This is a genomic window from Planktothrix sp. PCC 11201, assembly GCF_900009135.1.
Classification (GTDB): Bacteria; Cyanobacteriota; Cyanobacteriia; order Cyanobacteriales; family Microcoleaceae; genus Planktothrix.
This window is the reverse complement of record NZ_LT797710.1, coordinates 110,117-125,856: the sequence shown is the minus strand read 5'-3', so window position 1 is coordinate 125,856 and position 15,740 is coordinate 110,117. Positions and strand designations below refer to the sequence as shown.

Annotated in this window: 16 protein-coding genes; 10 read left to right on the top strand and 6 right to left on the bottom strand. The window is 38.9% G+C overall.

The annotated features are described in order from the left end of the window. The first annotated feature begins 156 nt into the window (after nucleotides 1-156). The 6 genes from PL11201_RS19835 (at nucleotide 157) to PL11201_RS19810 (ending at nucleotide 5,025) form a co-directional block, all read left to right on the top strand. Complete coding sequence (locus tag PL11201_RS19835) at nucleotides 157-594, top strand: (2Fe-2S) ferredoxin domain-containing protein (RefSeq protein WP_079680611.1); 438 nt, start codon at nucleotides 157-159, stop codon at nucleotides 592-594. A gap of 264 nt (nucleotides 595-858) precedes the next feature. Further along, on the top strand, nucleotides 859-1,506 hold the full coding sequence (locus PL11201_RS19830; RefSeq protein ID WP_079680610.1) for a response regulator transcription factor: 648 nt from the start codon (nucleotides 859-861) through the stop codon (nucleotides 1,504-1,506). 378 nt (nucleotides 1,507-1,884) lie between these two features. Continuing rightward, nucleotides 1,885-2,406 carry a LabA-like NYN domain-containing protein gene (locus PL11201_RS19825; RefSeq protein WP_026788799.1) on the top strand — a complete coding sequence of 174 codons (522 nt, stop codon included), beginning with the start codon at nucleotides 1,885-1,887 and terminating at the stop codon, nucleotides 2,404-2,406. Between the two features lie 102 nt (nucleotides 2,407-2,508). Then, nucleotides 2,509-4,128, top strand: a complete 1,620-nt coding sequence (locus tag PL11201_RS19820; protein ID WP_079680609.1) for a 2-isopropylmalate synthase — start codon at nucleotides 2,509-2,511, stop codon at nucleotides 4,126-4,128. 65 nt (nucleotides 4,129-4,193) lie between these two features. Then, nucleotides 4,194-4,391: a hypothetical protein gene (locus PL11201_RS19815; protein ID WP_079680608.1), complete on the top strand. Its 198-nt coding sequence runs from the start codon at nucleotides 4,194-4,196 to the stop codon at nucleotides 4,389-4,391. Nucleotides 4,392-4,620: 229 nt separating this feature from the next. After that, complete coding sequence (locus PL11201_RS19810; RefSeq protein ID WP_079680607.1) at nucleotides 4,621-5,025, top strand: hypothetical protein; 405 nt, start codon at nucleotides 4,621-4,623, stop codon at nucleotides 5,023-5,025. Here PL11201_RS19810 and PL11201_RS19805 read toward each other — a convergent pair. After that, complete coding sequence (locus PL11201_RS19805; protein WP_079681043.1) at nucleotides 5,022-6,068, bottom strand: glycosyltransferase family 2 protein; 1,047 nt, start codon at nucleotides 6,066-6,068, stop codon at nucleotides 5,022-5,024. The two genes, PL11201_RS19810 and PL11201_RS19805, sit on opposite strands and share 4 nt — an antisense overlap. A 190-nt stretch (nucleotides 6,069-6,258) precedes the next feature. Between PL11201_RS19805 and PL11201_RS19800 the strand changes: the two genes are divergently transcribed. After that, nucleotides 6,259-7,653 carry an NACHT domain-containing protein gene (locus PL11201_RS19800; protein WP_079680606.1) on the top strand — a complete coding sequence of 465 codons (1,395 nt, stop codon included), beginning with the start codon at nucleotides 6,259-6,261 and terminating at the stop codon, nucleotides 7,651-7,653. Here PL11201_RS19800 and PL11201_RS19795 read toward each other — a convergent pair. The 4 genes from PL11201_RS19795 to lpxC all read right to left on the bottom strand — a co-directional run bounded on the left by PL11201_RS19795 (nucleotide 7,650) and on the right by lpxC (nucleotide 10,372). Next, nucleotides 7,650-8,093: a DUF29 domain-containing protein gene (locus PL11201_RS19795; protein WP_079680605.1), complete on the bottom strand. Its 444-nt coding sequence runs from the start codon at nucleotides 8,091-8,093 to the stop codon at nucleotides 7,650-7,652. The genes PL11201_RS19800 and PL11201_RS19795 overlap by 4 nt on opposite strands. A gap of 22 nt (nucleotides 8,094-8,115) precedes the next feature. Beyond that, nucleotides 8,116-8,931: an acyl-ACP--UDP-N-acetylglucosamine O-acyltransferase gene (gene lpxA, locus PL11201_RS19790; RefSeq protein ID WP_079680604.1), complete on the bottom strand. Its 816-nt coding sequence runs from the start codon at nucleotides 8,929-8,931 to the stop codon at nucleotides 8,116-8,118. Nucleotides 8,932-8,971: 40 nt separating this feature from the next. Continuing rightward, complete coding sequence (fabZ, locus tag PL11201_RS19785) at nucleotides 8,972-9,433, bottom strand: 3-hydroxyacyl-ACP dehydratase FabZ (RefSeq protein WP_369821850.1); 462 nt, start codon at nucleotides 9,431-9,433, stop codon at nucleotides 8,972-8,974. Nucleotides 9,434-9,535: 102 nt separating this feature from the next. Then, entirely contained in the window at nucleotides 9,536-10,372 is an 837-nt protein-coding gene (gene lpxC, locus PL11201_RS19780) for a UDP-3-O-acyl-N-acetylglucosamine deacetylase (protein ID WP_079680602.1), read from the bottom strand. A 100-nt stretch (nucleotides 10,373-10,472) separates the two neighbouring features. On the opposite strand from lpxC, the gene PL11201_RS19775 reads away from it, so the two are divergent. The 3 genes from PL11201_RS19775 to PL11201_RS19765 all read left to right on the top strand — a co-directional run bounded on the left by PL11201_RS19775 (nucleotide 10,473) and on the right by PL11201_RS19765 (nucleotide 13,479). Continuing rightward, nucleotides 10,473-11,780 carry an AAA family ATPase gene (locus tag PL11201_RS19775; protein ID WP_079680601.1) on the top strand — a complete coding sequence of 436 codons (1,308 nt, stop codon included), beginning with the start codon at nucleotides 10,473-10,475 and terminating at the stop codon, nucleotides 11,778-11,780. A 173-nt stretch (nucleotides 11,781-11,953) separates the two neighbouring features. Beyond that, nucleotides 11,954-12,538 (top strand): DUF4276 family protein, encoded by a 585-nt coding sequence (locus PL11201_RS19770; protein WP_144017834.1) that lies wholly within the window; start codon nucleotides 11,954-11,956, stop codon nucleotides 12,536-12,538. 83 nt (nucleotides 12,539-12,621) lie between these two features. Next, nucleotides 12,622-13,479, top strand: a complete 858-nt coding sequence (locus PL11201_RS19765; protein ID WP_079680600.1) for a 2OG-Fe(II) oxygenase — start codon at nucleotides 12,622-12,624, stop codon at nucleotides 13,477-13,479. Here PL11201_RS19765 and PL11201_RS19760 read toward each other — a convergent pair whose 3' ends face one another. Continuing rightward, entirely contained in the window at nucleotides 13,480-15,714 is a 2,235-nt protein-coding gene (locus PL11201_RS19760; protein WP_079680599.1) for a cache domain-containing protein, read from the bottom strand. It abuts the gene before it with no gap. Nucleotides 15,715-15,740: the final 26 nt, after the last annotated feature.

Genomic DNA, 15,740 nt, shown 5'->3' with positions numbered 1-15,740 from the left:
AGGGGAGGCAGGGGGAGCAGGGGAGGCAGGGGAGGCAGGGGAGGCAGGGGGGTAGGGAGTAAGTAGTGGGTTCTCAGTCGCTGGTAATCAACAATCTACAATCAACAACTGTTAGGATGGATTTGTAGGGTTTTTTTGATCAAACTGCGTAATTTTATGTCATCTTCGTTGGAATCTGTGAGTATTACTGCCCCTGAGTCTGATTTAATCAAGGTCGATCTAGCTAAGAAGGTGCAGACCTTGGGATTAGATAAAATTGAGCGTCATATTTTTATTTGTGCGGATCAGACTAAACCCCTCTGTTGCTCCAAAGAGCAAAGTTTAGAGGCGTGGGACTATTTAAAAAAACGATTAACTGAGTTAAAACTGGATCAAGTGACAGAGGGTAAACCCAGTTGCACCTTTAGAACCAAAACAAATTGTCTGCGTGTTTGTACTCATGGCCCTATTTTAGTCGTTTATCCCGATGGGGTTTGGTATCATTCCGCAACACCGGAGGTAATTGAACGGATTCTTCAAGAACATATTTTAGGTTCTCAAGTAGTGCAAGAGTATGTGTTTTTAACCCATCCTCTAGCCCATGACTTTTCCTAATCCCCATTTGGGTAAGGGATTAGAAAACCGATCTGTTAAAACTTTAAATGTTTTTTTCGTCAGTATTTTTAACTTAAGCAGGTTGTATTTCAGGTATAATCGATCTTGGATAAATTGTTGAGTAATCTATTATACTTGCGAATATATCTATATTTGGGTGATATCTCTTGATCGGAAATAAACCTCTAAACAGATATCACCAAACCAGATATCAAAAATTGACCTTAATGTTGTTGTCGGATTCGACCTTGGAACAGGTTTTAAATGAAGGATAGGAACGGAGATCAAAAACGACTCATGCTTGTGGATGATGACCCTAACCTGATTTTATTGGTCAGGGACTATTTGGAGTTTAGGGGATATGATGTGGTCACGGCAGAAAACGGTGTGATTGCACTGGAGATTCTCGAAGATGAACTTCCTGATCTAATGATCTGCGATATTATGATGCCAGAAATGGATGGTTATAGTCTGGTGAAAAAAATTCGAGAAGACCCCCGCACTGGATGGATTCCTGTTCTGTTTTTATCGGCTAAAGGTCAAAGTCAGGATAAGGTTAAAGGCTTAAATACCGGAGCAGATGTCTACATTGTCAAACCCTTTGAACCGGAAGAATTAGTGGCTCAAGTGGAGTCCTCCCTGCGCCAAGCCGCTCGTTTAACCAGCAGCCCAAGTTCTAATCTGGATAATAGTGGCCCTAAACTGCGAGTGCGTCGAAATGTACAACTCACCCCGACGGAATTAAGGGTTGTTCGCTTAGTCACTCAAGGTTTAGCTAACCGTGATATTGCTCGGATTATGAAAGTCAGTCAGCGCACAATTGAAAGCCATGTCAGTAATATGTTGGGAAAAACAGGTCTTCATAATCGGACAGAACTAGCCCGATGGGCGCTAGAAAGCAAAAAATTCTAGCTGAGTCGGTCATCAGCCCCAGGTCTGTGGTTTGGGAAAATGTCGGATGAGTGGCTCCATCAGGGATTTGGACTTTTATTGTTTTCCATAGCTTTTCCCAGAACTCCTAAGAGTATTGTAAATTTTCGTTAAACATATAATTAAAGATAATCATATATGATATTTTATAAACATAAAATTATATGAATAACCAAGATATATTAGTGTTGACTGCCAAATTAATGCAGTAGGATCAAATTATATCTTTACATCTATCGAATAAAATATTTATGGCAAGACAACAGCCTTTGTTGAGGCATATACTTTATTTGATTATGGATGTTAAGATAGAATATTTAGATTAAATTCATTTCTACAAATATTAGGTCTTAATTTTCTATGCCTAACGTAAAAAACCGTCTTTCTATTTTTGTGGACGGTAACAATATGTTCTATGCTCAACAAAAAAATGGTTGGTTTTTTGATCCCCGTAGGGTTTTGACCTATTTCAAAACAGAACAAGTGGATATCACCCTGGTCAATGCCTTTTGGTATACAGGACTCAAAGACCCCCAAGATCAAAGAGGATTCCGAGATGCTCTGATTAGTCTAGGTTATACAGTTCGCACTAAAATTCTCAAAGAATACTACGATGATAGTTCCGGTCGGTATTCCCAAAAAGCTAATTTAGATATTGAAATTGTTGTAGATATGTTTAATACGGTAGAACAATATGATCGGGTGGTTCTATTTAGTGGAGATGGGGACTTTGAACGAGCGATTGAACTGTTACGATCTAAAAATACTCATATTACCGTTGTTTCTACAGAAGGAATGATCGCCAGAGAACTGCGTAATGCCACCGATCGCTATATCGATCTTAACGATATTCGAGAACAGATTGAAAAAACGGACTATTAATCAGTTATCAGTGTAGAGACGTGCCATGGCGCGTCTGTACCAGTGTAGAGATAGTACCAGCAGCAGGCCTGTACGAGTAATCTTACAAGGAGATTTTCTTTTATGAAATTTCAACCTAACCCCGACCGAATTATTATTTTTGATACGACTTTGCGCGATGGCGAACAGTGTCCGGGGGCTACCCTGAATGTGGATGAAAAGTTGGTGATTGCTCGACAATTGGCCCGTTTAGGGGTGGATGTGATCGAGGCGGGATTTGCGATCGCTAGTCATGGGGATTTTGATGCAGTTTCTCGAATTGCCGAAGCAGTAGGCACAGAAGATGGCCCGGTTATTTGTAGTTTAGCCCGATCGGTGAAAGGGGATATTGAGGCGGCGGCGAAGGCGGTTTCTCCGGCTTTCCATCGTCGAATTCATACCTTTATTGCCACCAGCGATATCCATTTGCAATATAAATTGAAAAAAACCCGCTCTGAGGTCTTGGATATTACCTCGGAAATGGTCGCCTATGCCAAATCCTTTGTGGATGATATTGAGTTTTCCCCCGAAGATGCGGGACGGTCTGACCCGGAATTTTTGTATCAAGTTTTGGAGCGAGCGATCGCAGCCGGAGCCACCACGGTTAATATCCCAGATACCGTCGGTTATACCACCCCGGCGGAATTTGGGGCGATCATTAAGGGGATTAAAGAAAATGTCCCCAATATCGACCAAGCGATTATTTCCGTCCATGGTCATAATGATTTGGGTTTAGCCGTGGCTAACTTCTTAGAAGCCGTGAAAAATGGGGCGCGGCAGTTGGAATGTACAATTAATGGCATCGGAGAACGGGCCGGAAATGCTGCCTTAGAAGAACTGGTAATGGCCTTGCACGTCCGTCGGCAGTATTTTAATCCTTTTTTGGGTCGAGATCCAGAATCAGAAGCCTCCTTGACCAATATTGACACCCGCCAAATTTATAAAACCTCTCGCTTGGTGTCTAACTTAACCGGGATGTTAGTCCAACCGAATAAGGCCATTGTCGGGGCGAATGCCTTTGCCCATGAGTCGGGAATTCATCAAGATGGGATATTAAAACATAAGCGCACCTATGAAATCATGGATGCTCAATCGATTGGGTTGAATGATAACCTGATTGTTTTGGGCAAACATTCCGGCCGCCATGCCTTTCAATCTCGGATGCGGGAGTTGGGATTTGAGTTGACCGACCCGGAGGTGAATAAGGCGTTTATCCGGTTTAAGGAATTGGCGGATAAGAAAAAAGAAATCACCGATTGGGATTTGGAAGCCATTGTTAAGGATGAAATTCAACAAACCCCGGAATTATTCCATTTGGAATTTGTCCAGGTATCCTGTGGCAATCAAGCCCGTCCCACAGCCACGGTCACAGTCCGTACCCCCGATGGTCAGGAATTAACCGATGCAGCCATTGGGACTGGCCCGGTGGATGCGGTCTATCAGGCGATTAACCGAGTCACCAATGTACCAAATGAGTTAATTGAGTTTTCTGTGCAGTCGGTGACGGCGGGAATTGATGCGATCGGAGAAGTAACGATTCGGTTACGTTATCAAGACCGGGTGTTTTCTGGTCATGCGGCTAATACCGATATTATTGTAGCCTCGGCTCAGGCCTATTTGAATGCCCTGAATCGTTTGTCTGTTTTCATACAGACCCAGAGTGTGCCCCAGTCTCAAGAAGTTGTCCAAAGTTCGGTAAGTTAATTAGATAGAAGGAAGTTGGCGGTGTATATTCACCCGTCAACTTTCAACCTATAATCCTAAATTTCATGAATCCAGAACCTTCGGAACAAGAGAAAAAAATCAAACAGGAAATGTTGTTGCAATATGAAGCAGCAACGATGAAAACCAAAAAAATCTTTATTGTGGTGATGGCAATTTTGGCTTTATTTTTGGCTGGGTTAGGATTATTAACTTTTAAAAAAGCTAAAACGATCAATACCCCGGTGGAAAGAATACAAAATTAATGGTTAGGTTTGCTGGTTATAGAGGGAAGTTCTGAGATGACCCCAGGGTTTGCTTATGACTCTGATTAAAAATTTAAACCAATGGGAAATTAGTTAATGTTAAACTGGGGGGTAGAGTAAATAATAGGTAAATCATAAAAAGCCGTCCTCAAACAGCCTGTCTTGAGCTTGTCGAAAGGATTGTCGAAGGGACGGAGCTTTATACCGAATTTTTTGGTAAGGACGAATCATGTTACCCCAACCGATATCTGACGATCGTGCGCTAAGTCAGTCTTTGCATCAGGCGTTAATTAAACGTTTTCATGATGCTCTCCCTCCCTTAAACCAGTCCCAACTTTCTGAATGTAGCTTTGGTTTTGCTCCTAGTCCCACCGGAGTCAAAACCTTTTTTATTGTTACCCCTTCCCTATTTGTAGCGGAAACATTACTGGTGGATCTTGATCAAATTGTTGAACAAGTCCAAACCTTAATGATTGGAGTTGGACAGGTGGCTGTGTGTATTCAACCTCAAAACAATCCCGTGGAAACTCCGTCCTCCTCGTTAGTTTGTCACCCGTCCGCAACTTTTCATCCCGAATATATGATGTGTAAAGTCTTTCCCGTCAACAGTGCCATTCCCAGTTTAGAAGATTAATTGGTTTTTGAGTTATTGCTGTTACCATGAGATTCGATCACTTCCCGAACTCTATAGATCGGTCGATCTTGGGATTCGTGATAGGTTCGCATTGAGAGTTCTGCCAACAGACCAAAGCAAAAAAGTTGAATTCCGGTTAGGGTCATGAGCACCGCTAGGGTAAGTAAGGGACGAGCGGCAATCTCTTGGCCCAAGACCAGGCGAATAAAACTCAAATAAGCACCCACAACAATTCCAATCGCAAAAGCTAATATTCCTAACAGACCAAAAACGTGCATGGGTCGAGTTAGGAATTTTTTGATAAAAGAAATGGTTAACAGATCCATCACGACTCGGAAGGTACGATCTAAACCATACTTACTCTGACCAAAACGACGAGCATGGTGGTTAACAGGAATTTCAGTAATTTTTGCCCCTTCAATAAATGCTAAAGCGGGTAAAAATCGGTGTAATTCTCCATAGAGGTTCATATCGGCGATTAACTCAGTCCGGTAGGCTTTGAGAGAACAGCCATAGTCATGTAACTGCACCCCGGTCATTTTGCTAATCAGCCAGTTCGCAATTCGGGAAGGAAGTAAACGGCTCAGTTTGGCATCTTGTCGATTTTTCCGCCAACCACTGACGACATCATACCCTTTACCCAATTCCCTTAGCAGGAGAGAAATATCCTGGGGATCGTTTTGTAAATCGCCATCCAGGGTAATAATTACCTGACCCTGGGAATACTTAAACCCCGCCGCCATGGCTGCGGTCTGACCATAATTGCGCCGGAGAACAATGGCTTTGAGATGAGGATTAATGGCGGCTTGCTGTTTCAGGAGTTCTGTTGACCCATCGCTTGACCCATCATCGACACAGATCAATTCATAAGTTAAACCCAGATAGGCCATATTTGTATCAATCGCTTCGATCAATCGCGGTAAACTTTCTACTTCATTGTAAATAGGTACAACAATTGAAACAGCTAAGGTGTGGGAATCAAAAATCAAATCTCCATATTGAGGTTCTGGAGTTTTTAAAATTGGCGGTTGTGAAATATCCATTTCCATCTGTTTAACTCGAATGATCAAATATCCGTCCAGACTACTTACACAGCTTTAGACTGTTTTATTGTAGGGGTTTGAAGACAAAATTCCTACGGTTTTTTTCGCAGAAGATTTAGCATTGCTATATACTGGTGGTATTTTCACGGAAACGGGTAGGTTACGGTTTTTCACAAATCCTAAATTTTCAATGCCACAATTGACTACTTCCCAGATTCAATTAGACAATCGTCAAAAATTGCTGCTTCAAGTCCAAAATGAAGTGAGACAGTATCGCTTACAATCGTTACATCGAGCGGTATTAACTTATTTAGCTCAAGAAACGCCACCCTTAAAAATGCGACGAACCTGGGATGTGGAGTTAAAAGTGAGTCATCATCCGAGTGTTCGTTTAACGAATGATACGGGAATTATTCAGGTTTTTGATCGTTTAAATGGCAGATTATTAATTTTAGGCGCGACCGGTTCGGGAAAAACCACAACCTTGATCGGATTAACTAAAGTATTAGTTAGTCGCGCTCAAAATGATGTTGAAGAACCTATGCCGGTTTTACTGGATTTATCAACTTGGAAGAATCCCGATCAATTGATTATAGATTGGATTGTAGAACAACTGCATATTAAGTATGGAATTTCTATTGCTGTGGGTCAAAATTGGATACAACAGCTGCAAATTTTACCTTTAATAGATGGATTAGATCAAGTTTCTTTCAATAAACAAGTTCAATATATTCAACAAATTAATCAACTGTTGAATGGGGATGTTTCTCCTTTACATTTGGTGATCTGTGCTAATGTTATAAGTTATCAAAAACTTTCAGAACGCTTGGATTTGAATGGGGCTATTTTCTTACGTCCCTTAACAATTCCCCAAATTCAAGATTATCTAATTAATTCTCGTAGTCGAGAACTTTGGCATAATATTGAAACTGATAAACCCTTATTAAATTTAGCAAAAACACCGTTATATTTAACGATGATGACTTTAGCTTATGAAGAAATTTTGATCATGTCTTGGAAACATCTTAATTCCTTTGAGGAACAACGGGATTATTTATTTAATGCCTATATTCGTCGTCAACTAAATCAGGATATTCATAAATCGCAATATCTCCCGGGAAAAGCTCCTAAATCCGAAAGTTTTAGACGATGGTTAGGATGGTTAGCAACTCGACTAACAACCGATGAAGTCACAGAATTTTCAGTTAAAAAAATACCGATTCATTGGTTAGATGAGAATGAACAAAAACCACGTTATAAATTGACATTAAAGTTGATTTTAGGTTTAATTTGGGTCATCGTGATCGGGATTATGATCACCGGAATTATTAGTAAAATAAATTTGCTATTAATTATTGGGATAGGGTTGGGATTGTTATGGGCAATTGGATTAGAAAAATCGAGTTTAAAGCAAAAAATAGAACAGTTTGTAATCCGATGGATTCTTTGGAAAGATGGCAATATTCCCTGGAATTATCAACGGTTTTTGAATGATGCTACGGATAAATTATTATTACAGAAAACAGGCGATCGTTATCGTTTTATTAATCGTTTATTGCAAGATCATTTTTCTCATAAAATCTAAACCGGAAACCAATCAATATCTAGTAATTGCTCAAGGATATAAGGACATTCTGGGGGAAAGTTGACGGAATTTTGAGTTTTAATCTTGACAAATCCTAACGCATCCTGATAGATAGAATCCAATTCCAATTCTAAATAATTACGGAGATTTGTGGTAATTTTTCGTCTCAACTGAACTCTAAAGGTATACATTTCTTCTTTCTGGTGAACAGCATTATATTCAGCTTCACTTGTCCAATATTGCAGTAACAATAAATGACGGATAATCTGTTCTAAAAGACTCGCTACCGCGTTTTTCTTTTCTCTCCCCAAATCCTCTAATTCCTCAATTAAGTTTTCTACATCTAGCTGTTCAAATTGGTGATTTTTAATTAATTTAACAGTTTCTTCTAACCATTCAGCATCATCTAATTCATAGAGAGATTTTAAATCTATCATCATCAATGACTCACCTCCTCATTGATTAATCTTCAGTGGTTTTGCGTTTTCCCCCGGGAGTCATTCCCCGACGTCCGGGATCGGTTTGAGACCGCTTAATAAACTGGCGTAAATGTTGAATCGCCACATGATCTGGTAATAAATCTAACTGTTCTAACCCTTGGGTAAAAGAATATTCAGAACGATATAGTAAGCGAAAGGCTTTCTTTAATAAAGAAAAATCCTCGGAACTAAATCCGGCTCGTTTTAACCCGACTAAATTCAGCGATCGCACCCGAGAAGGATTCCCCTCAACTAACACAAACGGAGGCACATCTCGATCAATTCGGGTCATTCCGCCAATCATAGCCAATTGCCCAATATGCACAAATTGATGCACCCCTAAAACCCCACTCAATCGAGCTTTTGATTCAATATAAACATGACCTGCTAAGGCGACGGAATTGGCGATTACCACCTGATCTTCAATCACACAATTATGGGCAACATGAACATAGGCCATCAATAGATTTTGATTCCCAATAATCGTCGCGTCCCCGGCATTTGTAGCGCGATTAATCGTGACATATTCCCGAATCAGATTATCATTGCCAATTTTAACTAAACTCAAAGAACCATCATATTTGAGATCTTGAGGTTCGGAACCAATCACCGCCCCGGGAAAAATTTGATTGCGATCGCCAATTTCCGTGCGGCCATGAATCACCACATGGGAATCAATTACCGTATCCGCACCGACCTTAACATATTCCCCAATCACAGCATAAGCGCCAACTTGAACCGTCGGATGGAGTTCTGCACCAGGATGAATCACAGCAGTGGGGTGAATTAAGGTCGTCATAGAAATTAAAATGGGTTAAAACCTAATAAGGTATAAGAATTCAGTCCACAAGGGAGAACATTAGTTCTCCTTCACAGGCCAGTTTACCATCGACTTCGGCGCGAGCTTGCATTTTACCAAAACGGCGTTGTTTCACGACTAATAATTCCGTAGTCATGATCAATTGATCCCCTGGAACTACGGGACGACGAAATCGGACTTTATCAATTCCGGCAAATAAAAACAAGCTTCCTTTCAAATCAGGAAGTTGAGTTAAAACCACTCCACCCACTTGGGCCATGGCTTCCACAATCAAAACTCCGGGCATAATGGGACGCCCCGGGAAGTGACCTTGAAAATGGGGTTCATTGATGGTGACATTTTTTAAGCCCACGGCCTTTTTCCCCGGGATATATTCAATAATTCGATCCACCAAGGCAAAGGGATAGCGATGGGGTAATAAATTTTGAATCTCCTCAATCATCAATACTGTTTCAGGATTCAACACGGGGGCGTCGTCCATATCCGATGAATTTAAGTTAGCGTTAGTGGTAGACATCATCAACCGTCGTAATAGGGGTTAGGGCGTGATCAGTAAGAGGGGAGGGAAGCCCGGTCGGGCTTACTACTTTGATATTTCCTGAACCAGTTGAACATGGAGATGGTGTCCGGCTTTGTATGCTAAGTAATGAGCTTGGGGCAGAAAACCCAATAAACTCAAATCCCCTACTAAGTCTAAAATTTTATGACGCACGGGTTCATTTGCATATCTCAAAGGTGGATTTAACCATCCTGATTTTCCGCAGACAATCGCATTATCCAGACTACCTCCTTTAATCAGTCCCGCTTGGCGTAACTGTTCTACCTGTTCTTCTAGGGTGAAAGTCCGAGCCGGAGCAATTTCCCGCGCAAAGATTTCAGGATTAGCCGTGTAACTATACCATTGATTGCCAATCGCTGGAACCGAAAAATCAATCCCATAGGTAAATCGGGTTTCGGATGCGGGAAAAGCGGCGACAAACCCATCCCCCTGTTGGACGGATAGGGGTTGGGTAATTTGAAAATGAGGGACATCCTGGGGAGGACTATCGAGAGGTTGACGTCCAACGGTGGCGATCGCCTCTACCCAATTTTGAGCCGAACCATCTAATAGGGGAACTTCCGGGCCATCAATTTCTATCCGGGCGTGATCAATTCCCATTCCGGTTAGGGCTGCTAACAAATGTTCAACGGTTCTAACTGTTGCGATTGAATTGCCTAATTCTGTGGATAAAGTTGTGGATAATACTGATTCTAATATAGCAGGAATTTTAGGAGTTTCTGGTAAATCAACCCGCACAAAATAGCGTCCTTCCCCCATATTTGCAGGTAAAACCCTAACAGTTGTGTTCACACCCGTATGTAATCCCACACCGGAACAACTAAACCCAGCTTTTAAGGTATATTCGCTCTTGATGCTCAATGTTTAATTCTCCTCTATTTTCAGGGTTTGTGTGTTTAAGTATTGCATATTTTTTTATTTTGTGATACCATGAAAAATCTGGTGATTATTGTCAAAATTTATGAATCAACCCTTATTGCATTTTTTGGCAACCAAAAACTACAAAAATTTATGTTCTGAGCAACCATTTTATCTGAGTAATCTGAATATATTTATCGGGTCAAATGGTTCGGGAAAAAGTAATTTTATTAGTTGTCTTAAATTCTTAAAAAATTGCTTAATTAATATTCCCGAAGAAAATCGAGGAGTGAGTGGTTTTGAAGATGCCATTTCCAAAATTGGTGGCACTAGAATTTTAGATAGTAGTGTGAGTAGTCCAGCAAAAGTTAATCTTTATTATTGTTTTTCCCAAATTTCCCAGACGAATAATCCTGAAAGAGACAGTGTAGTTTTTGACTTACAACTCTATACTGATAGGGGAGAAACTAGGGCGACAGTTTCAGAAGAATATTTATATGGGGGGGAAGATTTACATGATCCAGCCGACTCCGATCCTTTTTATTATTATAAATTACATAATAGAGGATTAGGTAAAGGAGTTGTATCTGTTTACGATCAACCCGGTCAATACTACCCAACTCATTTTGAAAGTTTAGACAATATTCCTACAAATTCTTTGGGCCTATCATCAATTACTAAAATTTTAGAAAATAGTCAATATCCTCCTGAAAATACACCGATTTATAGAATCAGGAGAGAATTAATTGACTTGGTTTCAAAGTGGCATTTTTATAATGCTAATAACATGGATTTAAACCAAATTAGAACCGCCGAGCCAAAGCTAGGACAAAGTGATATTTACTTATCTCAATCAGGCGATAACTTAGCTTTAGTTTTGGATAACTTATATAATCAAAATATTGATTTTGAGGAAAGTCTTAATTTAGCAATGAAATCCATTCTACCCAAAACTCGTCGAATTAGACCAATCCGTTCTGGTCGTTTATCTTTAACTGTAGAATGGCATTTTAAAGACACGAATGAACCCTTTTATCTCAATGAAATGTCCGATGGTACAGTGAGGATGTTGTGTTGGGCAACAATATTACATTCTCCAGTCCTACCTTCTTTGTTAGTAATTGATGAACCAGAATTAGGATTGCACGTTGCCTGGATGCCAATTTTAGCTGAGTGGATTAAACAAGCGGCTCAAAAAACTCAGGTGATTATTACGACCCATAGTCCTGATCTTTTGGATCATTTTACCGATTGTTTAGAGAATGTTTCTTATTTTGATTCCACTGATCAAACCCATTTTTCAATTAAATCCATTTCTAGGGAAATGTTAGAGCCAAAATTAACAGAAGGGTGGGAATTAGGTGATTTATATCGTGTTGGCGATCCGAGTCTGGGAGGTTGGCCGTGGTAGTATGGGTTTTTGCTGGAGGGGGTGAATCTGAAGTCGGATTGAGGAAAAAGGACGGAGCAGGAGAGGGAAAAATAGGAGGGTTAATCAATTTTTTAACAAACACTTTTCCGGGGTGCACATTTAAAAGAAAAACGCCATTTCGTCGAAAATCTGGCCCTAGACCTAATAAGTCCATGAGTTATGGAAGAACAGGTAAGAGTTTAATTGAGCAAATTCAAGAGGAATTACCAATTGCTTTAAAAGAAAAAAGAAATCAATGTGACCTGATTTTTGTTTTTGATGATTTAGATTGTCGTAATCCAGAAACACAAAGAAAAAAAATATCAGACTCTTTATCAAAAATACCAAATTGTGATGGGATTCCAATATTGATAGGGTTTGCCGCGCCTGAACTCGAAGCGTGGATTATTGCAGATTGGGATAATTCAATCGCTAAACATCCTGATTTTAGAGGAAGACAGCAACGGATGCGTTGGTGGTTAAGTACGCAAGCAAATATTTCTTTTGATAATCCAGAATCATTTAGTGAGTACGACTCTCAAAGAGATTGCTGTCAAGATAAACTATCAGAAGCACTAATCCAATCAAGTATTCAAGATGAAACTGATCGGCACAAACCCCGTTTTTCTAAAGGATATTATACCCCTATTCTTTTATTAGAAATTGATCCGAATAAAGTTAAAAAAAAATGCCCCTTATTCCGTCAAATGTATAATGACCTCCAAACTTTTTGTTGTTCTTTGAAGTCTTCAACCTAATACATGGTTTTTTATAAATTTCTGCCTTGGGGGGATCAAAACTGAGTATAATCAAGGAATTGATTTTATAAAAACTTTGATTTATGCAAAAAAAATCATCTCCACTGTTATCTAATATGGAAAAAAATCAAGACTACAATATCAGGTTTGATCAAATTTTAAATCAAGCCTTAGAAATAGTGAAGTCTAGTATTAATCAACCAGAAATTCCCTATGAGCAAAGGCTAAATGCCGCATTAAAAGTATTAGAAATAGGCAGATTATCACAACAGAAAGATTTTAATTCAAATTTATCCGATCTTCTCCCATCTTGCGATAATTCATCCCATAGTACCGAAGCAGAAGCAATTATTATAAATCCTGATTATGTACAAATTGATAATTTTTTTTCAGAGGAAGATTATCAAAAACTTTTAAACCTGACGCTCGCTAATCAAACTCATTTCTTTTCCTCAGAAGTGATTAATCAGGAATCAGAATATCGTCAATCCTATATTTTACTTCCTGAACACTTTGCAGAATTTCATGAATTAATTACCCATAAAATTCTTACCGCCAGACCGCAGGTGATGGAACAATTAAAAATACAAATGTTTTTAGTGGCGCATTTAGAAATCCAAATTACGGCTCACTTACATGGAGGATATTATAAAATTCATCAAGATGTAGATGGGGGAAAAGCAGCTAATCGTAAATTAACCTATGTGTACTATTTTCATCAAGAACCTCAAGGTTTTTATGGTGGAGATTTGAGGTTATATCAAACTAAAGTTCAAGGAGAAGAAGCTATCATTCATGAAAAATTTACTCAGATTCAACCTCGAAATAATAGTATTATATTTTTTGATAGTCGCTGTAAACATGAAGTTTTACCCGTGTATTGTCCCTCTCAACAGTTTGCTGATGGTCGATTTACTCTCAATGGTTGGATTCATGGTTAATTAAGATTTTTGGATCATATTTTCCAGGACATTAAAAATCAAATCGAACCTAAAATGATCCACCCAATATTTTAATTCTTCCGATAACTCCTGTTTTTCTGGTGGAATTTTCTCAATTAAACCAAAAATCAAAGGTTCGTCTAAGGAGGAAATAGCTTGATATAATTGTTCTATCCATTCTAAGGACATTCCCGAAAAGCTTTCCACCGTTAGGTTAAAAGTTTTTAGGTTTGTTTGAGTATCTACATAAATTTCCTGATCAAAATTAGGGTTTATGGTTTCTACTTCGGTTTTTGTAAAAGATAAAATGTTATTAATTAATTTCAATAAATCTTCTCCACTATTATTAATACTTTTAATATTTTCTCGATCCTTAGCAGATAGGGTCTGAGAACTATTCATGATTTGGGTAAAACCTAAAATTATATTCAAGGGCGTTCGCAGTTCATGACTCATATTCGCAAGAAAAATACCCTTAGCACGGTTGGCGACTTCGGCTTTATCTTTGGCTTCTGCGAGTTCGGTGGTGCGTTGTTTAACCTGGGTTTCTAGGGTATGATTATAGTCTGCTAAAGTTTGTTCGGTTTGTTTGCGCTGACTAATATCTTGAAAGGCTGCGATCGCATAAATAATTTCACCTTGATGATTATAAATCGGAGTAGCCCAAATTTCAAGCAGAATAATTTTTTCTGGCTGATAAATTTGCAAATCATCTAAATAAATGGTTTCTCCAGCTAAGGCTCTAATAATCGGTAACTCCTCTGTAGGATAAAATTGATTTGTCCCCTGTTTATAAATTCTGTAAGTTCGACTTAAATCTTCTTTTTCTGCATTTAAAATAGCTTTTATTTGCAATATTTCCAGACATTTTCGGTTCATATAATAAATTTTTCCCGTGGGTTCATGTACGGTAATCCCAATGGGAACAGCATCTAAAAATTGGTTCAAACGATGTTCATTTTCTTGCAGAATCGAAAAAGATTCTTTTAACTTATTTGCCATAAAATTAAAAGATGTTTCTAATTCTCCCAGTTCATCATAACGGTTAACTTCCGTTGTCTGATTCCATTCTCCTCGAGCAATATTTTTAGAGGCTTGATTGAGTTTTAGAATGGGTTTGATCACCCATCGAGCCGTCAATAAACTCATCAATAAAGCGACAAAAAATGCACACAAACCCAGTAAAAAAGTGGTTTGATTATTGGCTTTAATTTGTCCTAAAAAATCATTTTCTGGAACAACAATAACAATCAGCCATTCCAACCCCTTAGAATCCCGAAAAGGAACCAAACTTAAAAAATAGTTTTCTTGTTGGATTTTTAACTTAATTTTGGGGTTTTTAGGAAGTGATTTTAATTGAGAAAATTGCCTGTTTAAATACTGGGCTGTTGCCCGGGTGATAGGATTTTTACTTTCGGTGGCTAGAAATAATTTTTTTTCACCCTTAACCGAGCGAAAGGGAATTTCTCCCGTGGAAGTGGCTAACAATTTACCGGTTTTTTCAATAATAAAAGTTTGTCCTGATTTGCCAATTTTTAAGGTACTTAAAAAGTGACCAATCTGATCGAGGCGTAAAGTAGAGAGCAACACCCCGACCACCTGTTTGTTAGGATTATAAATAGGTTCTAAGGCACTAATTAATAAGGTCGGTTCCAACAAAGAAACAAATACATCACTCCAAGATGATTTTCCTGCTCGGACTGCTTTTTGATAACTGGGATGTTGACGCAGATCATAATTTTTGATAATCAACTTTCCCGTGGTACGATCGCCCTTTTCATTCACATTGAAACTATAAAAGTTCATCCCCACATCATCCCCCACCAGGTTAATATGAAGACTTCCACCTAATAATTTCTCTCCGCTTCGTTGTTTGTTTTTATCGGTTGTGATGGCAATATAAGCCATGTCGGGGTGGATTTGAATTTGTCGCCACAAATATTTTTCCCAGGGATATAAATTTTGTAAATTCAATAAATTGAGTTCAATTTGGATTAAGTTAACTTGATTAATTTGATGAGGAGTTTGTAAATAGAGTTGTAAATTTTTTTTAACGCGATCGCCGACTTCATCCATTAATTGGGTGCCTAAATCTTCAACTGTTTTCTGTCCAGATTGATAGGACAAATATCCCACTAATCCCACAATACCAGAAATTTGCAAGACAAAGGGAATTATAAAAATAATCCTTAAAGGGAGTTTAGCTAATATTTTATTTAAGAGGTAATCCTTCATCTCTTTTCCCTTGTTACTGTGGCTTT

Excerpts from the sequence above, each read along its gene's own strand:
- PL11201_RS19835 (WP_079680611.1), top strand. The coding sequence starts at position 157 with ATGTCATCTTCGTTGGAATCTGTGAGTATTACTGCCCCTGAGTCTGAT.
- PL11201_RS19830 (WP_079680610.1), top strand. The coding sequence starts at position 859 with ATGAAGGATAGGAACGGAGATCAAAAACGACTCATGCTTGTGGATGAT.
- PL11201_RS19825 (WP_026788799.1), top strand. The coding sequence starts at position 1,885 with ATGCCTAACGTAAAAAACCGTCTTTCTATTTTTGTGGACGGTAACAAT.
- PL11201_RS19820 (WP_079680609.1), top strand. The coding sequence starts at position 2,509 with ATGAAATTTCAACCTAACCCCGACCGAATTATTATTTTTGATACGACT.
- PL11201_RS19815 (WP_079680608.1), top strand. The coding sequence starts at position 4,194 with ATGAATCCAGAACCTTCGGAACAAGAGAAAAAAATCAAACAGGAAATG.
- PL11201_RS19810 (WP_079680607.1), top strand. The coding sequence starts at position 4,621 with ATGTTACCCCAACCGATATCTGACGATCGTGCGCTAAGTCAGTCTTTG.
- PL11201_RS19805 (WP_079681043.1), bottom strand. The coding sequence starts at position 6,068 with ATGGATATTTCACAACCGCCAATTTTAAAAACTCCAGAACCTCAATAT.
- PL11201_RS19800 (WP_079680606.1), top strand. The coding sequence starts at position 6,259 with ATGCCACAATTGACTACTTCCCAGATTCAATTAGACAATCGTCAAAAA.
- PL11201_RS19795 (WP_079680605.1), bottom strand. The coding sequence starts at position 8,093 with ATGATGATAGATTTAAAATCTCTCTATGAATTAGATGATGCTGAATGG.
- lpxA (WP_079680604.1), bottom strand. The coding sequence starts at position 8,931 with ATGACGACCTTAATTCACCCCACTGCTGTGATTCATCCTGGTGCAGAA.
- fabZ (WP_369821850.1), bottom strand. The coding sequence starts at position 9,433 with ATGGACGACGCCCCCGTGTTGAATCCTGAAACAGTATTGATGATTGAG.
- PL11201_RS19775 (WP_079680601.1), top strand. The coding sequence starts at position 10,473 with ATGAATCAACCCTTATTGCATTTTTTGGCAACCAAAAACTACAAAAAT.
- PL11201_RS19770 (WP_144017834.1), top strand. The coding sequence starts at position 11,954 with ATGAGTTATGGAAGAACAGGTAAGAGTTTAATTGAGCAAATTCAAGAG.
- PL11201_RS19765 (WP_079680600.1), top strand. The coding sequence starts at position 12,622 with ATGCAAAAAAAATCATCTCCACTGTTATCTAATATGGAAAAAAATCAA.
- PL11201_RS19760 (WP_079680599.1), bottom strand. The coding sequence starts at position 15,714 with ATGAAGGATTACCTCTTAAATAAAATATTAGCTAAACTCCCTTTAAGG.